The organism is Jeotgalibaca arthritidis (genome assembly GCF_011100465.1).
Lineage (GTDB): Bacteria > Bacillota > Bacilli > Lactobacillales > Aerococcaceae > Jeotgalibaca > Jeotgalibaca arthritidis.
In genome coordinates this window covers 1,170,001-1,188,964 of sequence record NZ_CP049740.1, presented here as the reverse complement: position 1 = coordinate 1,188,964, position 18,964 = coordinate 1,170,001, and the positions used below count along the sequence as shown (strand labels likewise).

Genomic DNA, 18,964 nt, shown 5'->3' with positions numbered 1-18,964 from the left:
CTATCTTTTTCAATATGGTCCACTGCATTTTAATCATTTTCTAATCAAACGTCACAAATTACCTGATCGATAAATGGAAATTAACAGCCAAATACCAAAGAGACCTGAAATGATAAAACCGGCTTGTCCTAAATATTCTCCGCTTTCTGTCCCCGTCATTAACGCTGATGACAACAATAAACCCACAATAATTAAAGACATCACAACTCGGTTAAACATCTTCTTAACGTCCGTCCATTTTTCGTCAAAGTCATCCATATCAATATTCAAGCGCAAGCGACCGTTGACAATTTGTTTGAGCAGCTTAGAAACATTGGTCGGCAGTTCGCTCATATCTTTAACAAGCTGATAACTTTGAACGAGTAGTTTTTCTTTGTTAAAGCGCTCCATCACACTATCCAACGTCATATTTTCGCGTAAGTAGTCCTTGGCAATACGGATAAGGTTGAGATCTGGTGACAAATCTTGAAAGACCCCTTCCAAAATCGACAGCGCCTTGGCTAAAATAGTTAATTCACTCGGTATAACCAGATTATGACGTTTAAACATCCGAATAAAATCAGTAATAAATTCAGTCATATGCACATTTTTCATATCATTACTCAAGTAAACATCAAACATATGCTCGATATCAGTGTAGAGACGACGTTTATCTAGTGGTTCACGAGGTGTTGCCAGTTCCAAACAAACACTCACCATCAGATCAATGTCCTTACTAGCCAATCCTTCAATTAATTGGTTGAGTGAGCGACGCATATCATCGTTCAAACGACCCATAATACCAAAATCAATAAAATAAATTTTACTATCATGGATTAAAAAATTGCCTGGATGTGGATCGCCATGGAAAAATCCATCTTTAAATAGCTGCTTCAAATAAGACATCATCAACTTCTGACTAATATCATCCATATCATAGCCAAGTTCTTCTAACGCCACTTTATTGGTAATTTTAACACCATCAATAAATTCTTCCACCAGAACACGACGCTTGGTCAGCCCTTCGTAAACTTTCGGCACACCGATACAAGCCACATGTTTATTGTGGTCACGAAACTCGTTCAACAAGCGGGCTTCATTACGAAAATCCAGTTCGACCAAAGTGGTTTCTTTCACTTGCTCTAGCGCTTCTTTAGGGTCGATAACATCAATAATCCCCGGTGGCATCCACTCGCTGAGACGAATTAAAATATCCAAATCACGAATTAAGGTTTCATCAATAATCGGGCGCTGTACCTTTAATATCACGGATTCACCCGTTCGCAACACGGCCTTGTGAACTTGTGCAATCGAGGCACTAGCGAGCGGTTTTTCATCGATTGACAAAAAGACCTCGCCCAAGGATAAGCCAGTCTCTTCAAAGAAAATACGTTCCACTTCTTCAAAGGGAAACTCCGGCGCACGATCTTGCAGCAAGGCTAATTCATCAACAAAGGCTTGGGGGAGAATATCCAAACGAGTCGATAAAATTTGGCCAATCTTAATAAAGCTAGGCCCTAATTTTTCAAAAGCCCGTCGCAGATTGACGGCATCAATATCGACAGCGTCTGGTTTATTTTGAATTTTGTGATGGTAAACAAAACGAAGACCGTATGAAGATAAGACACGTACAATTTCGCGTAATCGTTTATCATCTGACATAATAATCTCCCCTTGCCATCCTTATTTTTCTAACAATTGGTCTAGTTTTTTGCCTAATTCATCTAGTTTTACTTCCAATGCTGCAACCTCTTCTTTAGACGCGTAGTCCAAGTGGTCTAGCTCGTCTTTTTGAACGGGACGTTTGTCGGTAATTTTACGTTTTAATTCGCTCTGTAAATCTTTTCCTTCTTGAACAGTGACGCGGCCTTTTTCAACCATTTCGTTAATGAGTTTCTCCGCCTTTTCGACAGATGTAGAGGTCAAGCCAACACCAGCTAAGAAAATTTTCTTCAATTCTTCCATTTGATTCCTCTCCTTTTCAACCTTAATCACTTCGTCATGCTAATTATAGTTTAACGCAAAATAAAAGAAAAAACAGCTAAAACAGCAAACCGTGCTTTCTTGGCTCATATCTGCTAAAATGATAATTACTAAATTTCTAACCCTTAAAAAGGAGAGTCACTATGAAAGATTCGAAAAATAAAACATACCGAATTGCCATCTTAGGCATTCTAACCGCTATTATTATTATTCAAAATTTTGTTCCCTTCCTAGGAAACATTCCGATTCCGCCACTTAACCCGACCATTATTCAAATTACTGTTATTATCGCTAGCTTTGTTCTTGGTACGAAAGAAGGCATGTTCGTCGGTGGTGTTTGGGGCGTCGTTCGAATGATCAAAGCCTATACACTACCTGCGTCGCCACTGGATTTATTACTCTTTACCAATCCGCTCATTTCACTTGTTCCGCGGATACTCATCGGTTTAACTGCCGGCATGACCTTCCGTTTTTTCCAGAAAAAAGGAAAAGATAGCCTCGGCATGGCAGTCGGTGCCGTCGTTGGGTCATTGACTAATACTGTTTTAGTACTCGGCTTTATCGCCCTCTTATTCGGAAATGAGTATGCAGCTGCTCTAGATGTAGCTCCAGCTAACTTGATGTCTGCCCTATCCGTTATTGTTGCAACAAATGGGATAGCTGAAGCCGTTGCCTCCGCTATTCTAGCCCCAATTGTTAGCAAAGCCTTATTAAAAGCTAGAAGAAAATAGAAAAAGAGCTGGGACCAAAGTGGTCTCAGCTCTTTTTTGATAGCTGTATCATAGATCTGCTTATTTTTTCATCATTCGCATGGCATTTAAAACGGCCAAAACAGTCACACCAACATCAGCAAAGACGGCTTCCCACATGCTAGCTAGTCCAAAGGCACCTAACAGGAGGAACAAACCTTTAACTGCCATCGCAAAAATAATATTTTGCCAAACAATTTTGCGGGTGTCTTTTGCGACTTGAATGGCTGTGGCAACTTTAGACGGCTGGTCATCCATAATAACAATATCTGCCGCTTCAATTGCAGCATCTGAGCCGAGTCCACCCATAGCAATCCCAATATCAGCGCGAGCCAAGACCGGTGTATCATTAATTCCATCGCCAACGAAAACTACTTTTTCTTTAGCTGTTTTCCTCTCCATAATAGCCTCAATTTGAGCCACCTTATCTTGAGGGAGTAGTTCCGCATAAACCTCATCTATCCCAAGCTCTTGTCCCACTTGATCCGCAACGGTTTTGCTGTCACCCGTTAACATGGTGATTTGGCGAACGCCGGCTGCTTTTAATTGTTGAACGGTCGCTTTTGCATCGTCTTTAATTTGGTCACCAATCACAATCACGCCAGCATACTGACCATCAACGGCTACATAAATCATAGTGCCACTTGCTGAATGGTCTGAAACTGCAATGTGATGATCAGCCATCAATTGGCGGTTTCCTACTAAAACAGATTGACCCGCAATTTTAACGGTGATGCCATGACCTGCTTCTTCGTGATAATCTTCGATCGTATTAGGATCAATGGCCTGACCATAAGCAACTTGAACAGACTTAGCGATCGGGTGGTTGGAGTAATATTCTGCTTGAGCTGCTTGCTCCAAGAGTTGCTCTTTCGTCCATCCTTCAGCTGGATGAATAGCTGTCACCTCAAATTTACCTTTTGTCAGCGTCCCTGTTTTGTCCATGACCACATAGGCCACATCATTTAAAGCTTCCAAAAAATTACTTCCTTTAACCAGAATTCCCTTACGAGAAGCTGAACCAATCCCGCCAAAGAAACCAACTGGAATGGACACGACTAGGGCACACGGACATGAAATCACTAGGAAGATACTTGCTCGGTAAAGCCATTCATTAAAGCTAGCACCCATTAGTAAGGGTGGTAGAACTGCCAATAGAACGGCAATCGCAACGACAACTGGCGTATATACACGAGCAAATTTACTAATAAAGGTTTCAGTTGGTGCTTTTCGACTGCTGGCATTTTCAACCAAATCAAGAATTTTAACAACCGTTGAATCTGAAAACTGCTTAGTAACCTCAACTTCCACCACACCCGTTAAGTTGACGAAGCCGCTCAAGACTTCTTCGCCGGCAGCAACAGTACGTGGCATTGATTCACCGGTTAAGGCTGCTGTATCAACGGACGTTTGACCACTTTGGACGAGGCCATCTAACGCCACTTTTTCGCCGGGGTGAATCACAATAATGTCGCCTACTTGCACATCTTCAGGATTAACGCGCTGGCTGCTACCATCCGCTTGTTTGAGATTAGCGTAGTCAGGGCGTATCGCCATCAAATCAGCAATAGACCGTCTCGACCGATCAACCGCAATATCTTGAAAGAGTTCGCCGATTTGATAAAACAACATCACCGATACTGCCTCAGGAAATTCACGAATATAAAAGGCACTTAAGGTGGCGACTGTCATCAAGAAATTTTCATCAAAAATCCGGCCGTTAAAAAGATTGCGGATAGCTGTCCAGATGACATCGTAGCCTGCCACCAAATAAGCGAGAATAAATAATATTAAACTAGCCGTTGATGCTAAAGGCGCCAACACAGCTACTACTAAAATAATTAGAGTCACCACTAATCGAATGATTGAACGGCTGACATTACTATCACCGTGGCTATGCCCATGGTGGTCGTGATGATGGTCGTGGTCATGGTGGTCATCAATGTTTTGTCCAATAGGCTGTCCCGTTTTTTTATCAAGGGTGGTCACATCGGGTTCTACTTGATGAATGGTTTCTTTAACTCTATTTAATTGTTGTTCAGTTGGTTGATCCAGTTCAAATTGAAGAGTCTTAGTCATAAAATTAACGTTACTAGCGGACACACCTTCTATTTTTCCAACGGCATGTTCGACTTTGGCTGCGCAATTAGCGCAATCAATGCCTTCTAATAGCCATTCGTATTGCTTTTTAGTTGTCATAAAATTCCCTCCACTCTCCTAACAACGGATGTAAATCGAAACCGTTGCGACTTACACATGAATAAGTATTCATATGTTATCTTTATTCTACCACCATTTGCTAATTAGTCAATCATTAAGCGATTTTTAGGCAAAAATGTCAACTAGAGCCTATTTAAAGTCCCTACTCGACATAAAACGCTCCAAATATGTCGAGTAGCGATAAAATGGCCCTCTCACTCGACACTTTTCCCACAAAAAATGTCGAGTGCAGCTTTTTTTCAGCTACTACTCGACATTCTAGGCTCATTTTACAGCCATTTCTTATTCACTTTAATATAGATGGTCTTCACGACTTGTGTGGTTAACACATAGGCAATAATAATGACGAATGCCCATAACCAGTAGTTCGTTGGTAGTGCCACTAAGTCGATATAGCTACCGAAGAAGCTTCCCGGAATCAATACGGCTGCAATCACCACTAAAATAGTTGATAGTGATACGCCGAATCCAGCGCGACTTTGAATAAATGGTATTTTTTTCGTACGGATAACATGAACAACAACCGTTTGAGTAATCAGTCCGATAACAAACCAGCCACTGTGGAATAGAGCTGCATCTTGCGGCGTGTTTGCTTTGAAAACAAACCACATTACTAAGAATGTCAGTACATCAAAAATCGAGCTGATTGGCCCAATCGCAAAGGTAAAGGTCATCAAGTCAGATGTATCCCATTTAGTTGGTTTCATCAAATCTTCCTCATCCATACGGTCCCATGGAATCGTTAGTTGTGCAATATCATAGATCAAGTTTTGAACCAATAGTTGGATGGATAACATCGGTAAAAATGGTAAGAAAGCACTGGCGATCAAGACACTAAAAACATTCCCGAAGTTCGAACTAACAGTCATCTTAATGTACTTCATCATATTGCCAAAAACATTACGACCTTCTAATACGCCATCCTCTAAGACAGTCAAACTTTTCTCTAATAAAATAATTGAACTTGCTTCTTTGGTAATATCTGCCGCATTATCAACGGAAATACCAACGTCTGCTGTCCGAAGTGCAGGTGCATCATTAATACCATCACCCATAAAGCCAACGGTATGTCCTTTTTCTTGAAGAGAAGACAGAATACGTGATTTTTGTGCAGGGTTTAATTTCGCAAATAAATTAACCTCTTCTACAACATCTGACAAGTCTTGGTCACTCATTTGGTCTAATTCAGTTCCTAAAATGGCACGATTCACTTCAATGCCTACGTCTTTACAAATCTTTTGGGCAACAATTTCGTTGTCTCCCGTTAGGACCTTAACATTAACACCGTGCTCATGAAGTGACTTAATCGCTGTAATCGATGATTGTTTCGGTGGATCCAAGAAGCCCATGAAGCCAGAAATAATCATATCTTGCTCGTCTTTCACTGAATAAACTGCCTCATCATGAACGTTTTCTTTATAAGCGACAATCAAGACACGCATGCCTTGCATATTCAGCTTAGTGCTAATAGCCGTCATGTTAGCACGCAGTTCATCTGTTAAAGGTAAAATTTCACCATTAATTTCAACCCGGTTACAAATAGACAGCATTTCTTCAGCTGCGCCTTTTGTAATCATCAACTGCTTTTCCTCTGTTTTAACTGCTACAGTTAGGCGGCGGCGTGAAAAATCAAAGGGTATTTCATCAATTTTTTCTGCCTTAGCAAAGTTAACCGCATCACGATTTTCTTCGACATATTCAAGAACTGCATGGTCCATTACGTTTTTCCAACCGGTTTGGTAGTTGGCATTCATATAGGTTAGCGCCAAAACTTGGTCACTGTCATTGCCTAGTGGATCCAAGTGTTCAACTAAAACAACTTTATCTTCTGTAATAGTTCCTGTTTTATCGGTACAAAGCACATCCATAGCACCTAAATTTTGGATGGCATTTAACTCTTTAACAATTACTTTTTTGCGTGACATCGTAAGCGCGCCTTTTGCCAAATTACTCGTTACAATCATCGGTAACATTTCTGGCGTTAATCCGACTGCAATGGCAATGGCGAAGAAGAATGCTCCTGTCCAATCACCTTTTGAAAAACCATTCATCAAGAAGACAATCGGCACCATCACGGCCATGAAACGTAGTAAGACTTTGCTGACATTTTTCACACCACGGTCAAAGCTTGTTTCGCCGCGTGATTTAGTAGACTGTGAAGCAATGTCACCAAAGAAAGTCGCTTCGCCTGTTTTTAAAACCAGTACTTTTCCTTGGCCACTCAAAACGTCGGTTCCCATAAAGGCTAAGTTTTCAAAATCAAGTGCGGTTACCGTACTTGGATCGCGGTCTTGGACATCTGTCGCCACATATTTTTCAACCGGTAGTGATTCACCTGTTAACGAAGATTGGTTTACGAATAAATCCTTCGCCCAAATCAAGCGTGCATCTGCTGGAATCATATCGCCCGTTGATAGGTTAACAATATCACCCGGTACAATCTCATCAATCGGAATTTCTTGGGTTACCCCTTCTCGTGTTACTGAAGTGGTTGTTTCAATTAATTCTTTTAAAGCTAAGCTGGCTTGTTGCGAACGGTATTCTTGGAAAAAGTGCAAGCCGGCACTAAAGACAATCATCAATCCCATAATAATACTGGCATCATAATCCTTTGTTGCAGCCGATACGACCATTAAAAGTGCTAAAACATAAATGAATGGGTCTTTGAATCCTTCTAGCAACAAGCGATACCATGGCATTGGTTTTTGAGCAGCTACCTCATTCAAGCCATATGTTTCTAGGCGTGTTTGAGCTTCTGCTTGGCTAATACCCGTTAAGTCCGTTTTTAATTCATTCAAAATCTCGTCTGTACTAAGGCGACCTAGTCTCACTAGCTCGCTATTTTTTGTCTTTTTTTCTACATAAATGTGTTTTACTTTTTTTGTCATCTTTAAACTCTCCCTTATGAAGCGGCAGGTCATCATCCTCTGCTTCTGTATTTATTAGTGTGCTATACCTCTGATTCGGATTCATCCTGACCACCCCCTAAGCGATTGATTGTTATTTTTAACATAGAAAAAGAGCCCTACTCAAAGAAGCAGGACTCTACCATTACATAAACAAAACGATACTAATTGACGATTCGTTAATGACCTCTTCATTGAGTTTTAGCACTGTACGGCATAGGGGTAAAACCCCAGCTACATTAAGAATCCCCTTAATTCGAAAATTCCTGGTAACCCATTGGTGTCTTTCGACATTTCTGGGCAGTAGCGTATCTCTCGTACAGACGCCTCACCTAACAAGGCTATTCAATTTTTTCTACTCTATTTAGTATACAGACCCCCTATTCAGATAGCAACCCATAGCCTAGTAAATGTGAACAAAATGAGAACAGTCTGTCTTTTTTCTCAATTTTATCTTGCAATTAAAATTAACTGCCGTATAATCGACTTAAATAGAAACCTTTAACTAGCGTCCTGTGAGACGAAGAAGGCCATGTTCTATCACACTCAATTAGATGTTGATGACGACCCCTTCTTTTTGCATGCCCAAAAAGAAGGGGTCTTTTTTATAGGAGGAATTACCATGCCAAAAGTAATCATGAATGAAATGGAAATGTTGCGTGCACTAACCCGTTTATCCTACGAAATAATTGAACGTAACAAAGGAATTGAGAATCTTATTTTAGTCGGCATTGAAACACGCGGCGTTTATTTAGCTAATCGCATCGCTGAAAAAATTGCTACCATTGAAGGACCCATCGAAGTAACCAGCTTAAATATTAAAGCTTACCGCGATGACATTACAGAAAAAACACAGCCTGCTGTTCATGAAGATTCTTTGGCAGGTAAAAAAGTAGTCTTAGTGGATGACGTTCTCTTTACAGGGCGTTCTATTCGTGCGGCTATGGATGCCTGTGTTGATAGAGGTCGCCCTCTAGAAATCTCACTCGCTGTCCTTGTTGACCGCGGCCACCGCGAACTACCGATTCGTCCAGACTATATTGGAAAAAACATTCCAACTTCTAAACAAGAGCGCGTTCGCGTTCAAGTAACCGAAGCTGATGGCCAAGATGCCGTTATAATTGAATAATTTGATTATGTTGTCACTTTAATTGAATCCGAGAGATTCAGAAGCGAGACCATCTCTTTAGGTGCGCTTCTACTCTTAGAAGCGCACTTTTTTATATAACGGAGGGATAGAATGAGAAACTTTTTCTCAGTAGAGCAATTCACTAATGACGAAATCATGCACTTGTTGGACCGATCGCTTGCTTTTAAAACAGGCAAAGACGCGTTCAAAAGTGACGCGACAATCGTTAATATGTTCTTTGAAAATAGCACCCGCACCAAACACAGCTTTGAAATGGCGGAACATAAAATTGGGATGAAGCAATTTAACTTTGATGTGGGCAGTTCTTCTGTTGCAAAGGGAGAAAGTTTATACGACTCCGTTTTAACTATGCAAGCACTGGGCGTTGATATCGCTGTTATTCGCCATCAAGACCGCCATTATATGGATCAACTCGTCAATTTAAAGATTCAAATTGTTAATGCCGGCAGCGGTAATGGCCAGCATCCTTCCCAATCCTTATTAGATATTATGACCATCTATGAAGAGTTTGGTCACTTTAACGGATTAAAGGTTGCCATTATTGGTGACATCGTCCATTCCCGTGTCGCCATGAGTAATATGACCTTGCTCAATCAACTGGGTGCCCACGTTATTTTCGCAGGACCGATGGATTATTTCGACACCCACTTTGAAAAATACGGTACCTTAATGTCGGTAGATGATGCTGTTAAGGAAGCCGATGTGGTAATGATGTTACGTGTGCAACTAGAACGCCATCAAACAGACGAACAAGAACAGTTTTCGAAAGAAGCTTACCATGACGCATACGGCTTAACCCGCCAGCGTTACCGTACTATGAAAGACCACGCCATTATTATGCACCCTGCACCCGTTAACCGGGATGTGGAGTTAGACAGTGAATTGGTTGAATGCGAAAAAAGTCGCATAGTCACACAAATGAGTAACGGCGTTTACGCCAGAATAGCCATCTTAGAATGGGTCTTGGAGGGACGATACGAATGACAACAATCTTAAAAAATGGAAAACGCATCACAGCTGGAAATACTCTTGAAACAATCGATATCGCGATCGAAAATGGTGTCATTACGGCGATTGGAACAGACTTAAGTGGTGAAAATGAAATTGACTTAGCAGGCGGCTTAATTACGCCTGGCTTGGTAGATGTCCATGTTCACTTTAGAGAGCCTGGCTTCACCGATAAAGAGACTATCGCAACTGGCTCACGTGCTGCTGCAAGAGGTGGTTATACAACCGTTTGTGCCATGCCTAACACTAATCCCGTTCCTGATACAAAAGAACGCTATAACGAAATAGAAGCTTTAATTGCTAAAGATGCAGTTATTAATGTCCATCACTATGCACCGATTACTAAGGGATTGAAGTCAGATGAATTAGTTGATATGGCTGCTATCAATGCCTTTGCCTATACCAATGACGGTGTTGGCGTTCAAACAGCTGGTGTGATGTACCAAGCGATGAAAGAAGCTGCTCGTCTAAATAAACCGATTGTCGCTCATACAGAAGATGATAGTTTACTTTACGGTGGCGTGATGCATGAAGGCATTAAAAATAAAGAACTCGGTCTGCCGGGAATTATGGGCATCGTTGAAAGTTCGCAAATTGCTCGCGATATTTTAATCGCTAAGGAAACTGGCGTCCACTACCATGTTTGTCATGTTTCTTCCAAAGAATCGGTTGAAGCCATTCGCCACGGTAAACAACAAGGAGTAAAGGTCACTGCCGAAGTGTCGCCACACCATTTGATTTTAAATGAAATGGCCATTCCTGAAGATGATGCTACTTATAAAATGAACCCACCGCTTAGAGGAGAAGCTGATCAAGAGGCTTTAATCGCAGCTTTACTAGATGGCACTATTGATTTTATCGCAACAGATCATGCGCCTCATACAGAAGCAGAAAAGGCAAATGGCTTTGTCGGCTCGCCCTTCGGTATTGTAGGGATTGAAACAGCCTTTGCTTTACTGTATACGCATTTTGTAAAAACCGGTCAATTTACGTTAGAGTTTTTAGTAGAACGGATGTCAACTCTACCAGCAGATGTCTTCCAACTAACGACAAGTGATTTAACAGTTGGCAGTGTGGCTGACTTAGCTGTCTTTGATTTAGAAACTGCTTATACGATTGATAAAGCTGACTATTTATCAAAATCATCCAACACACCATTCAATGGCGAAACGGTTTATGGCATGTGTCAATTAACCCTTCACCAAGGAACAATCGTTTGGAACGCCCATAAATAAGGAGGATAACCATGCAAGTTGAATTAATGACCGTTCTTTCCAATAAAGAGATTGCCCATAACATCTATGAAATGATTCTCAGCGGACAAATGGTAAACGAAATGACGAGAAGCGGTCAATTTCTCCATTTACGCATGAAAGACCCTAACTTATTATTGAGACGACCAATTTCAATTGCGTCTATTAATGAAGACAGCTGTACTCTCCTTTACCGTGTTGTTGGAAAAGGAACGGAAGATATGAGCTCTTATCAAGTTGGCGACCAAGTTGATATACTTGGCCCACTCGGCAATGGCTTTCATATTGATTTTTTACAAGCTGGTGACCAAGTAAGCGTCATTGGTGGCGGTATTGGCGTAGCTCCCCTTTACGAACTCGGAAAAGAATTGCTCGCTAAAGGTGTGAAGACAACCTTTATTCTAGGCTTTGCTAATAAGGATGATATTTATTATGAAGAAGCCTTTCGTCAGCTAGGAGAAGTGATTTTGTGTACGGATGATGGGTCTGCTGGCTTAAAAGGTCACGTCGGTGTTGCCCTTGATCAGGTTCAACCACAAGCTGTCTTTGCATGTGGTCCAACCCCACTCCTTCGCCTAGTCCAATCAACCTTTGATCAGCTAGAACATGTTTATTTATCATTAGAAGAACGAATGGCTTGTGGCATCGGTGCTTGCTACGGCTGCGATACCAAACGAAAAGATAAGCGCGTCTGCACAGATGGACCCGTATTTCAGAGAGAAGAGGTAAGTTTATGAACCGATTAAGTGTGAGTTTGCCAGGAATTGAATTAAGAAATCCAATTATGCCAGCATCAGGTTGCTTTGGCTTTGGAGAAGAATATGCGAAGTTTTATGATTTTTCAAAGCTAGGTGCCATTATGGCTAAAAGTGCGACACTTAACGAACGCGTTGGAAATGCGCTACCGCGTGTCGCTGAAACACCAAATGGCATGCTGAATGCCATTGGTCTTAAAAACCCCGGTCTGGATGTCATTCTTGCAGAAAAATACCCCTTTTTAGCTAAATACGATGTGCCGATTATCGCTAACGTAGCAGGGTCAACTGAAGAAGAGTACGTGGCAGTCTGCAGCCGTATTTCAGAAGCTCCCAATGTAAAGGCCATTGAATTAAATACTTCTTGCCCTAACGTAAAAGAAGGTGGCGTTGCTTTTGGGACAGATCCTGAAGTTGCTGCACGTCTCACTCGCATTTGTAAGGCAGCTACTGATTTGCCTTTATATGTTAAACTAAGCCCAAATGTAACGGATATTGTCGCTATCGCCAAAGCTGTTGAAGCAGCTGGCGCTGATGCCATTACCATGATCAATACCTTTACAGGTATGGCCATTGATGTGAAAACAAGAAAACCAGTTTTAGGTAATATTACAGGCGGTCTGTCAGGCCCTGGTATTAAACCTATTGCCCTACGGATGATTTACCAAGTTTCACGCGCGGTTGATATTCCCATTATTGGTATGGGCGGCGTTGCATCTGTCGATGATGCCTTAGAAATGTTGATGGCTGGTGCTACAGCAGTCGCTGTTGGAACAGCAAACTTTGTTGATCCTTATATTTGTCCAAAAATTATTGATGGCTTAGAGAGTCGTATGGACGAACTCGGTATCGATTCCATCCAATCGCTGATTGAAGAAGTAAAAGCAAATCGCTTTGAATAGAAAAAACGAGTTTGGGAACATTCCCAAACTCGTTTTTATTTTTAGTTGATAGTCGTGCTACTCATAGGTTAATCCGAAATCTAATCGGTATTCATAACCTAATTCATCCTTATACGCATAGGTCATGCCTTCTCGTAAATACTTATCCTTGTCATAGCCCGGCACATCATTGCGCGATACACAAATGCCGTACTCATCCACATTTATGGAGAAACACAAACTAAAAAAGTTGAGCGCGTGGGCGCTCAACTTTTTTCTATAAATAGGCTTCAATTTCTTTTTCAAATGATGCTGGTCTGTCTTTTGGTCCGAAGCGTTTAACGATAGTGCCGTTTTTATCGACTAGAAATTTGGTAAAATTCCATTTAATCGCACTGCCTAGGATTCCTTTTGTTTCTTCTGTTAGTAATTTAAATAACGGATGGGCACCTTTACCGTTAATCGTCACAATATCGTGCATAGGGAATGATACCCCATACGTTAAGCGGCAAGCCTCGGCAGCTTCGTTGGCAGAGCTAACTTCTTGCTTGAATTGATTTGATGGAAAGCCCAATACGACAAAATCTTGTTCACTATATTTTTCATATAAGGCTTGTAATTCATCGAATTGCGTTGCCAAGCCGCATTTCGTTGCGGTATTTACGATTAGCATTGTTTTTCCTTTGTAGCGGTCTAATTGATAGCTTTCGCCATTTTCTGCAGTAACTGAAATATCATAAATTCCCATGATTTTTTCCTCCTGATTTACTTCTTTTTCTTAAGTTGTTTTTTACTTTCTAAGACAAGTTGAACCACTTTAAGTTCAGACACGTAATTGCGGCGGTTGATGCAATCGTAGTTTTGTGCTCTAACACTATCCAAAATACCGCGGTAAACATTGGCAGATGTTAACACAGCTAATTGACAATCTGAATCGAATTGGTCGATAGCTGCTATGAAACTATCGTAGGCAGCTTCTGATTCTTGCGCTATTTCTTCCCACATTGTTATGAACGCCTGATCAGGTCCTTTTTTCATGATTATATCTAGATAAACGTCGTGAGCCGCTAGACTGTCGGATGGCAAGTAAACCCGATGATTATCACGGTAGTCTTCTCCTACATCACGCAAAATATTAGTTAGCTGCATGGCAATGCCTAGAGAAACGGCACTATCCCTTAAATTTGGCGTTATAGCGTCTTGGTTTGCTAGAATAGGAAGTAACATTAAGCCTACAGAACCTGCAACATAGTAACTATAGGCTTTCAAATCATCCATATCCATAATTTCTTTAAAATCTAAATCGTGACGTTGGCCTTCTATTTGATCAAAAAAAGGTGAGACATCCATATCAAAGCGGTCAAGCATAGCATTATGGAGAATGTCGCATTAGGTGCTCTATTTATGGAAAAAGGTTATCAGTTAGATCTTCTTTCGGGTCAATCTAGCTTACACTTTCGCATGTACCCAGATGGTCTTACTAGCTTGTTTGAAGGTTGGTCAAAAAGTTTTGCATCAGGTTCAAAGGCAACACATCCCATTGGTTTCGTGTGGACTGGATTGTGGATTACTGGCGCATTTGCTAATGTTTTCTTTCTTCTATATGCTCTATTTACCGCGAAAGCCGTTTTTATAAGTGCAGCTCTTATTGGATACGGTCTCTACTTTTTACAGTTTTATCGAATGGCTAGAAAAGCTGGTCACTTCACTGCTATTGCTTTATTCTTTTACCCGATTTTATTTATCGCTTTTATTTTCTTGTTTTCCTGGTCTGCCATTCAAACCTTTATTTTTAAGAAGGTCTCGTGGAAAGGACGAAAAATAAACCTTTAGGAGGCGACAACCGTGTTGATTGAATTACCCATTCTTTGGATCATTATTCTTGATTTTATAGCGTGGTTTTTCTTTCACATGCTTATTTCTTGGCTGTGTCTAAAAATTCCAGATCATTGGTTACACAATAATCAGACTTTTTTCAAATCCCGCTCCTTCGAAAGGAACGGCGACTTGTGGCAAAGTCTTTTTCATATTAAGTCTTGGAAAAAATTTTTACCAGATGCTTCATTTATTTTAAAAGCTAACTATGATAAGAAAGAACTAGGCCAAACGAACGTTGAAAATCTTGAAAAATTTCTGATTGAAATAAACCGTGCTGAACTTACCCATTGGTTAGCCATGCTTCCTGCACTTTTATTTTTCATTTGGAATCCTTTGTGGGCGGGGTTTATCATGATTGCTTATGCTATTCTTGCTAACCTGCCATTTATTTTAACTCAGCGTTATAATCGACCCCGATTACAACGCCTACTCCAGCTTAAACAACAAAGAGAGGCTGGGAAATAACACCAGCCCTTTTTTCGAGATGTAAGATACAGACTGTTTGAAGCGGCCTGTACCTTACATTTCAAGCTAAAAATGTGCGATACAGCTCATTTTTTGGAGCTGTACCTTACATTTGAGTAGATATAAAAAGGAACTGGAAGAAGTCCAGCCCGTGAATAAAATAATAATCGCAATGAAACAATCAAAATTCTGATTATTTCATTGCATTTTTTTATTTGAAGCTAGTTTTTCCCAGCCTCTTTTTTTAAGCGTATTTTCTAATTGCTTCGTTTTCCAAAACAAGAACGAGGATTAGTCCTTTTGAACAGCCACATCGCCATACTTATCCGGTTGACGTTCAAATTGTTTTACGACATAAGGACATAAGGGAATAATTTTCTTACCTTCTTTTCTCATTTCATCCGCTAAATAATCCAGTAGTTTTTCTGCCATTCCTTGTCCACGCAAAGATGGATCTACAAACGTATGGTCTGCAATCACTTTATCTTCTCCTGTTGGTACAAAGGTAATTTCCGCAATCATCTTTCCATTCTCATCTTGTTTTTGGTAACCATTTCCAACTTTGATAAATTCGTTTTCCATATTGAGCACCTCTTCTTCAGTATCATTCTCTATTTAGTGTAACACGTTTTATTTTTTATGACAGCTTGAATGCTTCTATAATAAGAAAAGCGGACAAGTCCGCCTTGATCTATGAAAAGAATAGGAAATTTGACCCTGAATTGTCAGGAGACTTCACGCTTCAGCGGGTTAGTCGAATGATATGCGTTAGCGAGCAGCGAAGCGCGCAATGGGGCAAATTTATCTTTTTTTCACTAGGTCAGGACTTGGGAGCTAGACATTGATGGCTGAACTTATAATCCCCTAGTCTACAAAAAAAAGTACCCCAGATTTCTCTGGGGTACTTTTATAGTTGCGCGGCAGCGTCCTACTCTCACAAAGGGAAACCCTTCACTACAATCGGCGCTAAGAAGCTTAACTTCTGTGTTCGGGATGGGAACAGGTGTGACCTTCTTGCCATCGCCACCGCACATGCTGAGGTTGTTCCCTCAAAACTGAATAGTTAACATGAAACCTTTGGTTTGAAACCCATTTTACGTCATTACCGTTTTATTATTGGTTAAGTCCTCGACCGATTAGTACTAGTCCGCTCCATACATCGCTGCACTTCCACTTCTAGCCTATCTACCTGATCGTCTCTCAGGGGTCTTACTCATTTAAAATGATGGGAAATCTCATCTTGAGGGGGGCTTCACGCTTAGATGCTTTCAGCGTTTATCCCGTCCACACATAGCTACCCAGCAATGCCCTTGGCAGAACAACTGGTACACCAGCGGTGTGTCCATCCCGGTCCTCTCGTACTAAGGACAGCTCCTCTCAAATTTCCAACGCCCGCGACGGATAGGGACCGAACTGTCTCACGACGTTCTGAACCCAGCTCGCGTGCCGCTTTAATGGGCGAACAGCCCAACCCTTGGGACCGACTACAGCCCCAGGATGCGACGAGCCGACATCGAGGTGCCAAACCTCCCCGTCGATGTGAACTCTTGGGGGAGATAAGCCTGTTATCCCCAGGGTAGCTTTTATCCGTTGAGCGATGGCCCTTCCATGCGGAACCACCGGATCACTAAGCCCGACTTTCGTCCCTGCTCGACTTGTAGGTCTCGCAGTCAAGCTCCCTTCTGCCTTTGCACTCTACGAATGATTTCCAACCATTCTGAGGGAACCTTTGGGCGCCTCCGTTACATTTTAGGAGGCGACCGCCCCAGTCAAACTGCCCGACTGACACTGTCTCCCCACCCGATAAGGGTGGCGGGTTAGAGTGGTCCTGCTACAAGGGTAGTATCCCAATGGCGCCTCCATCGAGACTAGCGTCCCGACTTCAATGGCTCCTACCTATCCTGTACATGTAGCAGAAACAATCAATATCAACCTGCAGTAAAGCTCCATGGGGTCTTTCCGTCCTGTCGCGGGTAACCAGCATCTTCACTGGTACTATAATTTCACCGAGTCTCTCGTTGAGACAGTGCCCAAATCGTTACGCCTTTCGTGCGGGTCAGAACTTACCTGACAAGGAATTTCGCTACCTTAGGACCGTTATAGTTACGGCCGCCGTTTACTGGGGCTTCAATTCAAAGCTTCGCCGAAGCTAACCTCTCCTCTTAACCTTCCAGCACCGGGCAGGCGTCAGCCCCTATACGTCATCTTTCGATTTTGCAGAGACCTGTGTTTTTGATAAACAGTCGCTTGGGCCTATTCACTGCGGCTGACCTTGCGGTCAGCACCCCTTCTCCCGAAGTTACGGGGTCATTTTGCCGAGTTCCTTAACGAGAGTTCGCTCGCTCACCTTAGGATGCTCTCCTCGACTACCTGTGTCGGTTTGCGGTACGGGCAGTTGGTTTCTAACTAGAAGCTTTTCTTGGCAGTGTGACATCAGGAACTTCGGTACTTAAATTTCCCTCCCCATCACAACTTGTCCGTATAGTAGAAAGCATTTGACTCTCTACAAGACTTGTTGCTTGGACGTGCTCTTCCAATCGCACGCATTTCCTTAGCCTCCTGCGTCCCTCCATCGTTCAAACAAAAACAACTGGTACAGGAATATCAACCTGTTGTCCATCGCCTACGCCTATCGGCCTCGGCTTAGGTCCCGACTAACCCTGGGAGGACGAGCCTTCCCCAGGAAACCTTAGTCATACGGTGGACGGGATTCTCACCCGTCTTTCGCTACTCATACCGGCATTCTCACTTCTAAGCGCTCCACCAGTCCTCACGGTCTAGCTTCAATGCCCTTAGAACGCTCTCCTACCACTCAACCTATTGGTTGAATCCACAGCTTCGGTGATCTGTTTAGCCCCGGTAAATTTTCGGCGCAGGGTCACTCGACTAGTGAGCTATTACGCACTCTTTGAATGATGGCTGCTTCTGAGCCAACATCCTAGTTGTCTGTGCAACCCCACATCCTTTTCCACTTAACAGATACTTTGGGACCTTAGCTGGTGGGCTGGGTTGTTTCCCTTTCGACTACGGATCTTATCACTCGCAGTCTGACTCCCGGACTTGAATCCATGGCATTCGGAGTTTATCTGAATTCGGTAACCCGAGAAGGGCCCCTAGTCCAAACAGTGCTCTACCTCCACGATTCGTTTATCCGAGGCTAGCCCTAAAGCTATTTCGGAGAGAACCAGCTATCTCCAGGTTCGATTGGAATTTCTCCGCTACCCACACCTCATCCCCGCACTTTTCAACGTGCGTGGGTTCGGTCCTCCAGTGCGTATTACCGCACCTTCAACCTGGACATGGGTAGGTCACCTGGTTTCGGGTCTACGACCACATACTCATTCGCCCTATTCAGACTCGCTTTCGCTGCGGCTCCGTCTTTTCAACTTAACCTCGCATGGGATCGTAACTCGCCGGTCCATTCTACAAAAGGTACGCCATCACCCATTAACGGGCTCTGACTACTTGTAAGCACACGGTTTCAGGTACTATTTCACTCCCCTTCCGGGGTGCTTTTCACCTTTCCCTCACGGTACTGGTTCACTATCGGTCACTAGGGAGTATTTAGCCTTGGGAGATGGTCCTCCCGGATTCCGACGGAATTTCTCGTGTTCCGCCGTACTCAGGATACTGGTAGAGCTGCTTTAGATTTCGCATACGGGGCTTTTACCCTGTTTCGCGTGGCTTTCCAGCCAGCTTCTGCTATCCATTACAGTCTCACGTCCCAGTCCTACAAC

At 42.4% G+C, this 18,964-nt stretch carries 16 protein-coding genes, 2 rRNA genes and 1 riboswitch (1 of these 19 cut by a window edge); of the genes, 8 read left to right on the top strand and 10 right to left on the bottom strand.

Annotation, left to right across the window (positions count from 1 at the left end; all coding sequences use genetic code 11):
• Positions 1 to 51: 51 nt before the first annotated feature.
• Both G7057_RS06110 and G7057_RS06105 read right to left on the bottom strand, forming a co-directional pair.
• Positions 52 to 1,641, bottom strand: coding sequence for an ABC1 kinase family protein (locus tag G7057_RS06110; RefSeq protein ID WP_166162058.1), 1,590 nt, complete (start codon positions 1,639 to 1,641; stop codon positions 52 to 54).
• Between the two features lie 21 nt (positions 1,642 to 1,662).
• The gene (locus G7057_RS06105) at positions 1,663 to 1,944 is read right to left on the bottom strand and encodes a phasin family protein (RefSeq protein WP_076767634.1); all 282 of its coding nucleotides are present in this window, start codon (positions 1,942 to 1,944) and stop codon (positions 1,663 to 1,665) included.
• 161 nt (positions 1,945 to 2,105) lie between these two features.
• Here G7057_RS06105 and G7057_RS06100 point away from each other — a divergent pair, with 161 nt between their 5' ends.
• On the top strand, positions 2,106 to 2,693 hold the full coding sequence (locus tag G7057_RS06100) for an ECF transporter S component (protein WP_166162056.1): 588 nt from the start codon (positions 2,106 to 2,108) through the stop codon (positions 2,691 to 2,693).
• 60 nt (positions 2,694 to 2,753) lie between these two features.
• Here G7057_RS06100 and G7057_RS06095 read toward each other — a convergent pair whose 3' ends face one another.
• A complete protein-coding gene (locus G7057_RS06095; RefSeq protein WP_166162054.1) occupies positions 2,754 to 4,910 on the bottom strand; it encodes a heavy metal translocating P-type ATPase in 2,157 nt (718 codons plus the stop codon).
• Positions 4,911 to 5,200: 290 nt separating this feature from the next.
• Positions 5,201 to 7,819, bottom strand: coding sequence for a magnesium-translocating P-type ATPase (gene mgtA / locus G7057_RS06090; protein WP_264372175.1), 2,619 nt, complete (start codon positions 7,817 to 7,819; stop codon positions 5,201 to 5,203).
• Positions 7,820 to 8,017: 198 nt separating this feature from the next.
• Positions 8,018 to 8,184: riboswitch (M-box (ykoK) riboswitch) on the bottom strand.
• Positions 8,185 to 8,459: 275 nt separating this feature from the next.
• Here mgtA and pyrR point away from each other — a divergent pair.
• The 5 genes from pyrR to G7057_RS06065 all read left to right on the top strand — a co-directional run bounded on the left by pyrR (position 8,460) and on the right by G7057_RS06065 (position 12,905).
• Entirely contained in the window at positions 8,460 to 8,966 is a 507-nt protein-coding gene (pyrR, locus tag G7057_RS06085; protein WP_076767643.1) for a bifunctional pyr operon transcriptional regulator/uracil phosphoribosyltransferase PyrR, read from the top strand.
• 111 nt (positions 8,967 to 9,077) lie between these two features.
• Positions 9,078 to 9,971 carry an aspartate carbamoyltransferase catalytic subunit gene (locus G7057_RS06080; protein ID WP_166162052.1) on the top strand — a complete coding sequence of 298 codons (894 nt, stop codon included), beginning with the start codon at positions 9,078 to 9,080 and terminating at the stop codon, positions 9,969 to 9,971.
• A complete protein-coding gene (locus G7057_RS06075; RefSeq protein WP_166162050.1) occupies positions 9,968 to 11,230 on the top strand; it encodes a dihydroorotase in 1,263 nt (420 codons plus the stop codon). Before G7057_RS06080 ends, G7057_RS06075 begins: the two co-directional genes overlap by 4 nt.
• A gap of 11 nt (positions 11,231 to 11,241) precedes the next feature.
• Complete coding sequence (locus G7057_RS06070; RefSeq protein ID WP_166162048.1) at positions 11,242 to 11,985, top strand: dihydroorotate dehydrogenase electron transfer subunit; 744 nt, start codon at positions 11,242 to 11,244, stop codon at positions 11,983 to 11,985.
• Entirely contained in the window at positions 11,982 to 12,905 is a 924-nt protein-coding gene (locus G7057_RS06065) for a dihydroorotate dehydrogenase (protein ID WP_166162046.1), read from the top strand. Before G7057_RS06070 ends, G7057_RS06065 begins: the two co-directional genes overlap by 4 nt.
• Positions 12,906 to 12,962: 57 nt before the next feature.
• Here the strand turns inward: G7057_RS06065 and G7057_RS06060 are convergent, their stop codons facing one another.
• The 3 genes from G7057_RS06060 to G7057_RS06050 are packed head-to-tail and all read right to left on the bottom strand — an operon-like array spanning position 12,963 to position 14,252.
• Positions 12,963 to 13,106, bottom strand: a complete 144-nt coding sequence (locus tag G7057_RS06060; RefSeq protein ID WP_166160486.1) for a hypothetical protein — start codon at positions 13,104 to 13,106, stop codon at positions 12,963 to 12,965.
• Positions 13,107 to 13,161: 55 nt separating this feature from the next.
• Complete coding sequence (locus G7057_RS06055; protein WP_166162044.1) at positions 13,162 to 13,632, bottom strand: glutathione peroxidase; 471 nt, start codon at positions 13,630 to 13,632, stop codon at positions 13,162 to 13,164.
• A gap of 17 nt (positions 13,633 to 13,649) precedes the next feature.
• Positions 13,650 to 14,252 carry a squalene/phytoene synthase family protein gene (locus G7057_RS06050; protein WP_166162042.1) on the bottom strand — a complete coding sequence of 201 codons (603 nt, stop codon included), beginning with the start codon at positions 14,250 to 14,252 and terminating at the stop codon, positions 13,650 to 13,652.
• Between the two features lie 36 nt (positions 14,253 to 14,288).
• On the opposite strand from G7057_RS06050, the gene G7057_RS06045 reads away from it, so the two are divergent.
• On the top strand, positions 14,289 to 14,717 hold the full coding sequence (locus G7057_RS06045; RefSeq protein ID WP_166162040.1) for a hypothetical protein: 429 nt from the start codon (positions 14,289 to 14,291) through the stop codon (positions 14,715 to 14,717).
• 12 nt (positions 14,718 to 14,729) lie between these two features.
• Positions 14,730 to 15,227, top strand: coding sequence for a glycosyl-4,4'-diaponeurosporenoate acyltransferase CrtO family protein (locus G7057_RS06040; protein WP_227004673.1), 498 nt, complete (start codon positions 14,730 to 14,732; stop codon positions 15,225 to 15,227).
• 291 nt (positions 15,228 to 15,518) lie between these two features.
• Here G7057_RS06040 and G7057_RS06035 read toward each other — a convergent pair whose 3' ends face one another.
• The 3 genes from G7057_RS06035 to G7057_RS06025 form a co-directional block, all read right to left on the bottom strand.
• Positions 15,519 to 15,809 carry a GNAT family N-acetyltransferase gene (locus G7057_RS06035; protein ID WP_076767661.1) on the bottom strand — a complete coding sequence of 97 codons (291 nt, stop codon included), beginning with the start codon at positions 15,807 to 15,809 and terminating at the stop codon, positions 15,519 to 15,521.
• A 333-nt stretch (positions 15,810 to 16,142) separates the two neighbouring features.
• Positions 16,143 to 16,258, bottom strand: a 5S ribosomal RNA gene (gene rrf, locus G7057_RS06030).
• 85 nt (positions 16,259 to 16,343) lie between these two features.
• Positions 16,344 to 18,964, bottom strand: a 23S ribosomal RNA gene (locus G7057_RS06025); it runs 295 nt beyond the window's last position.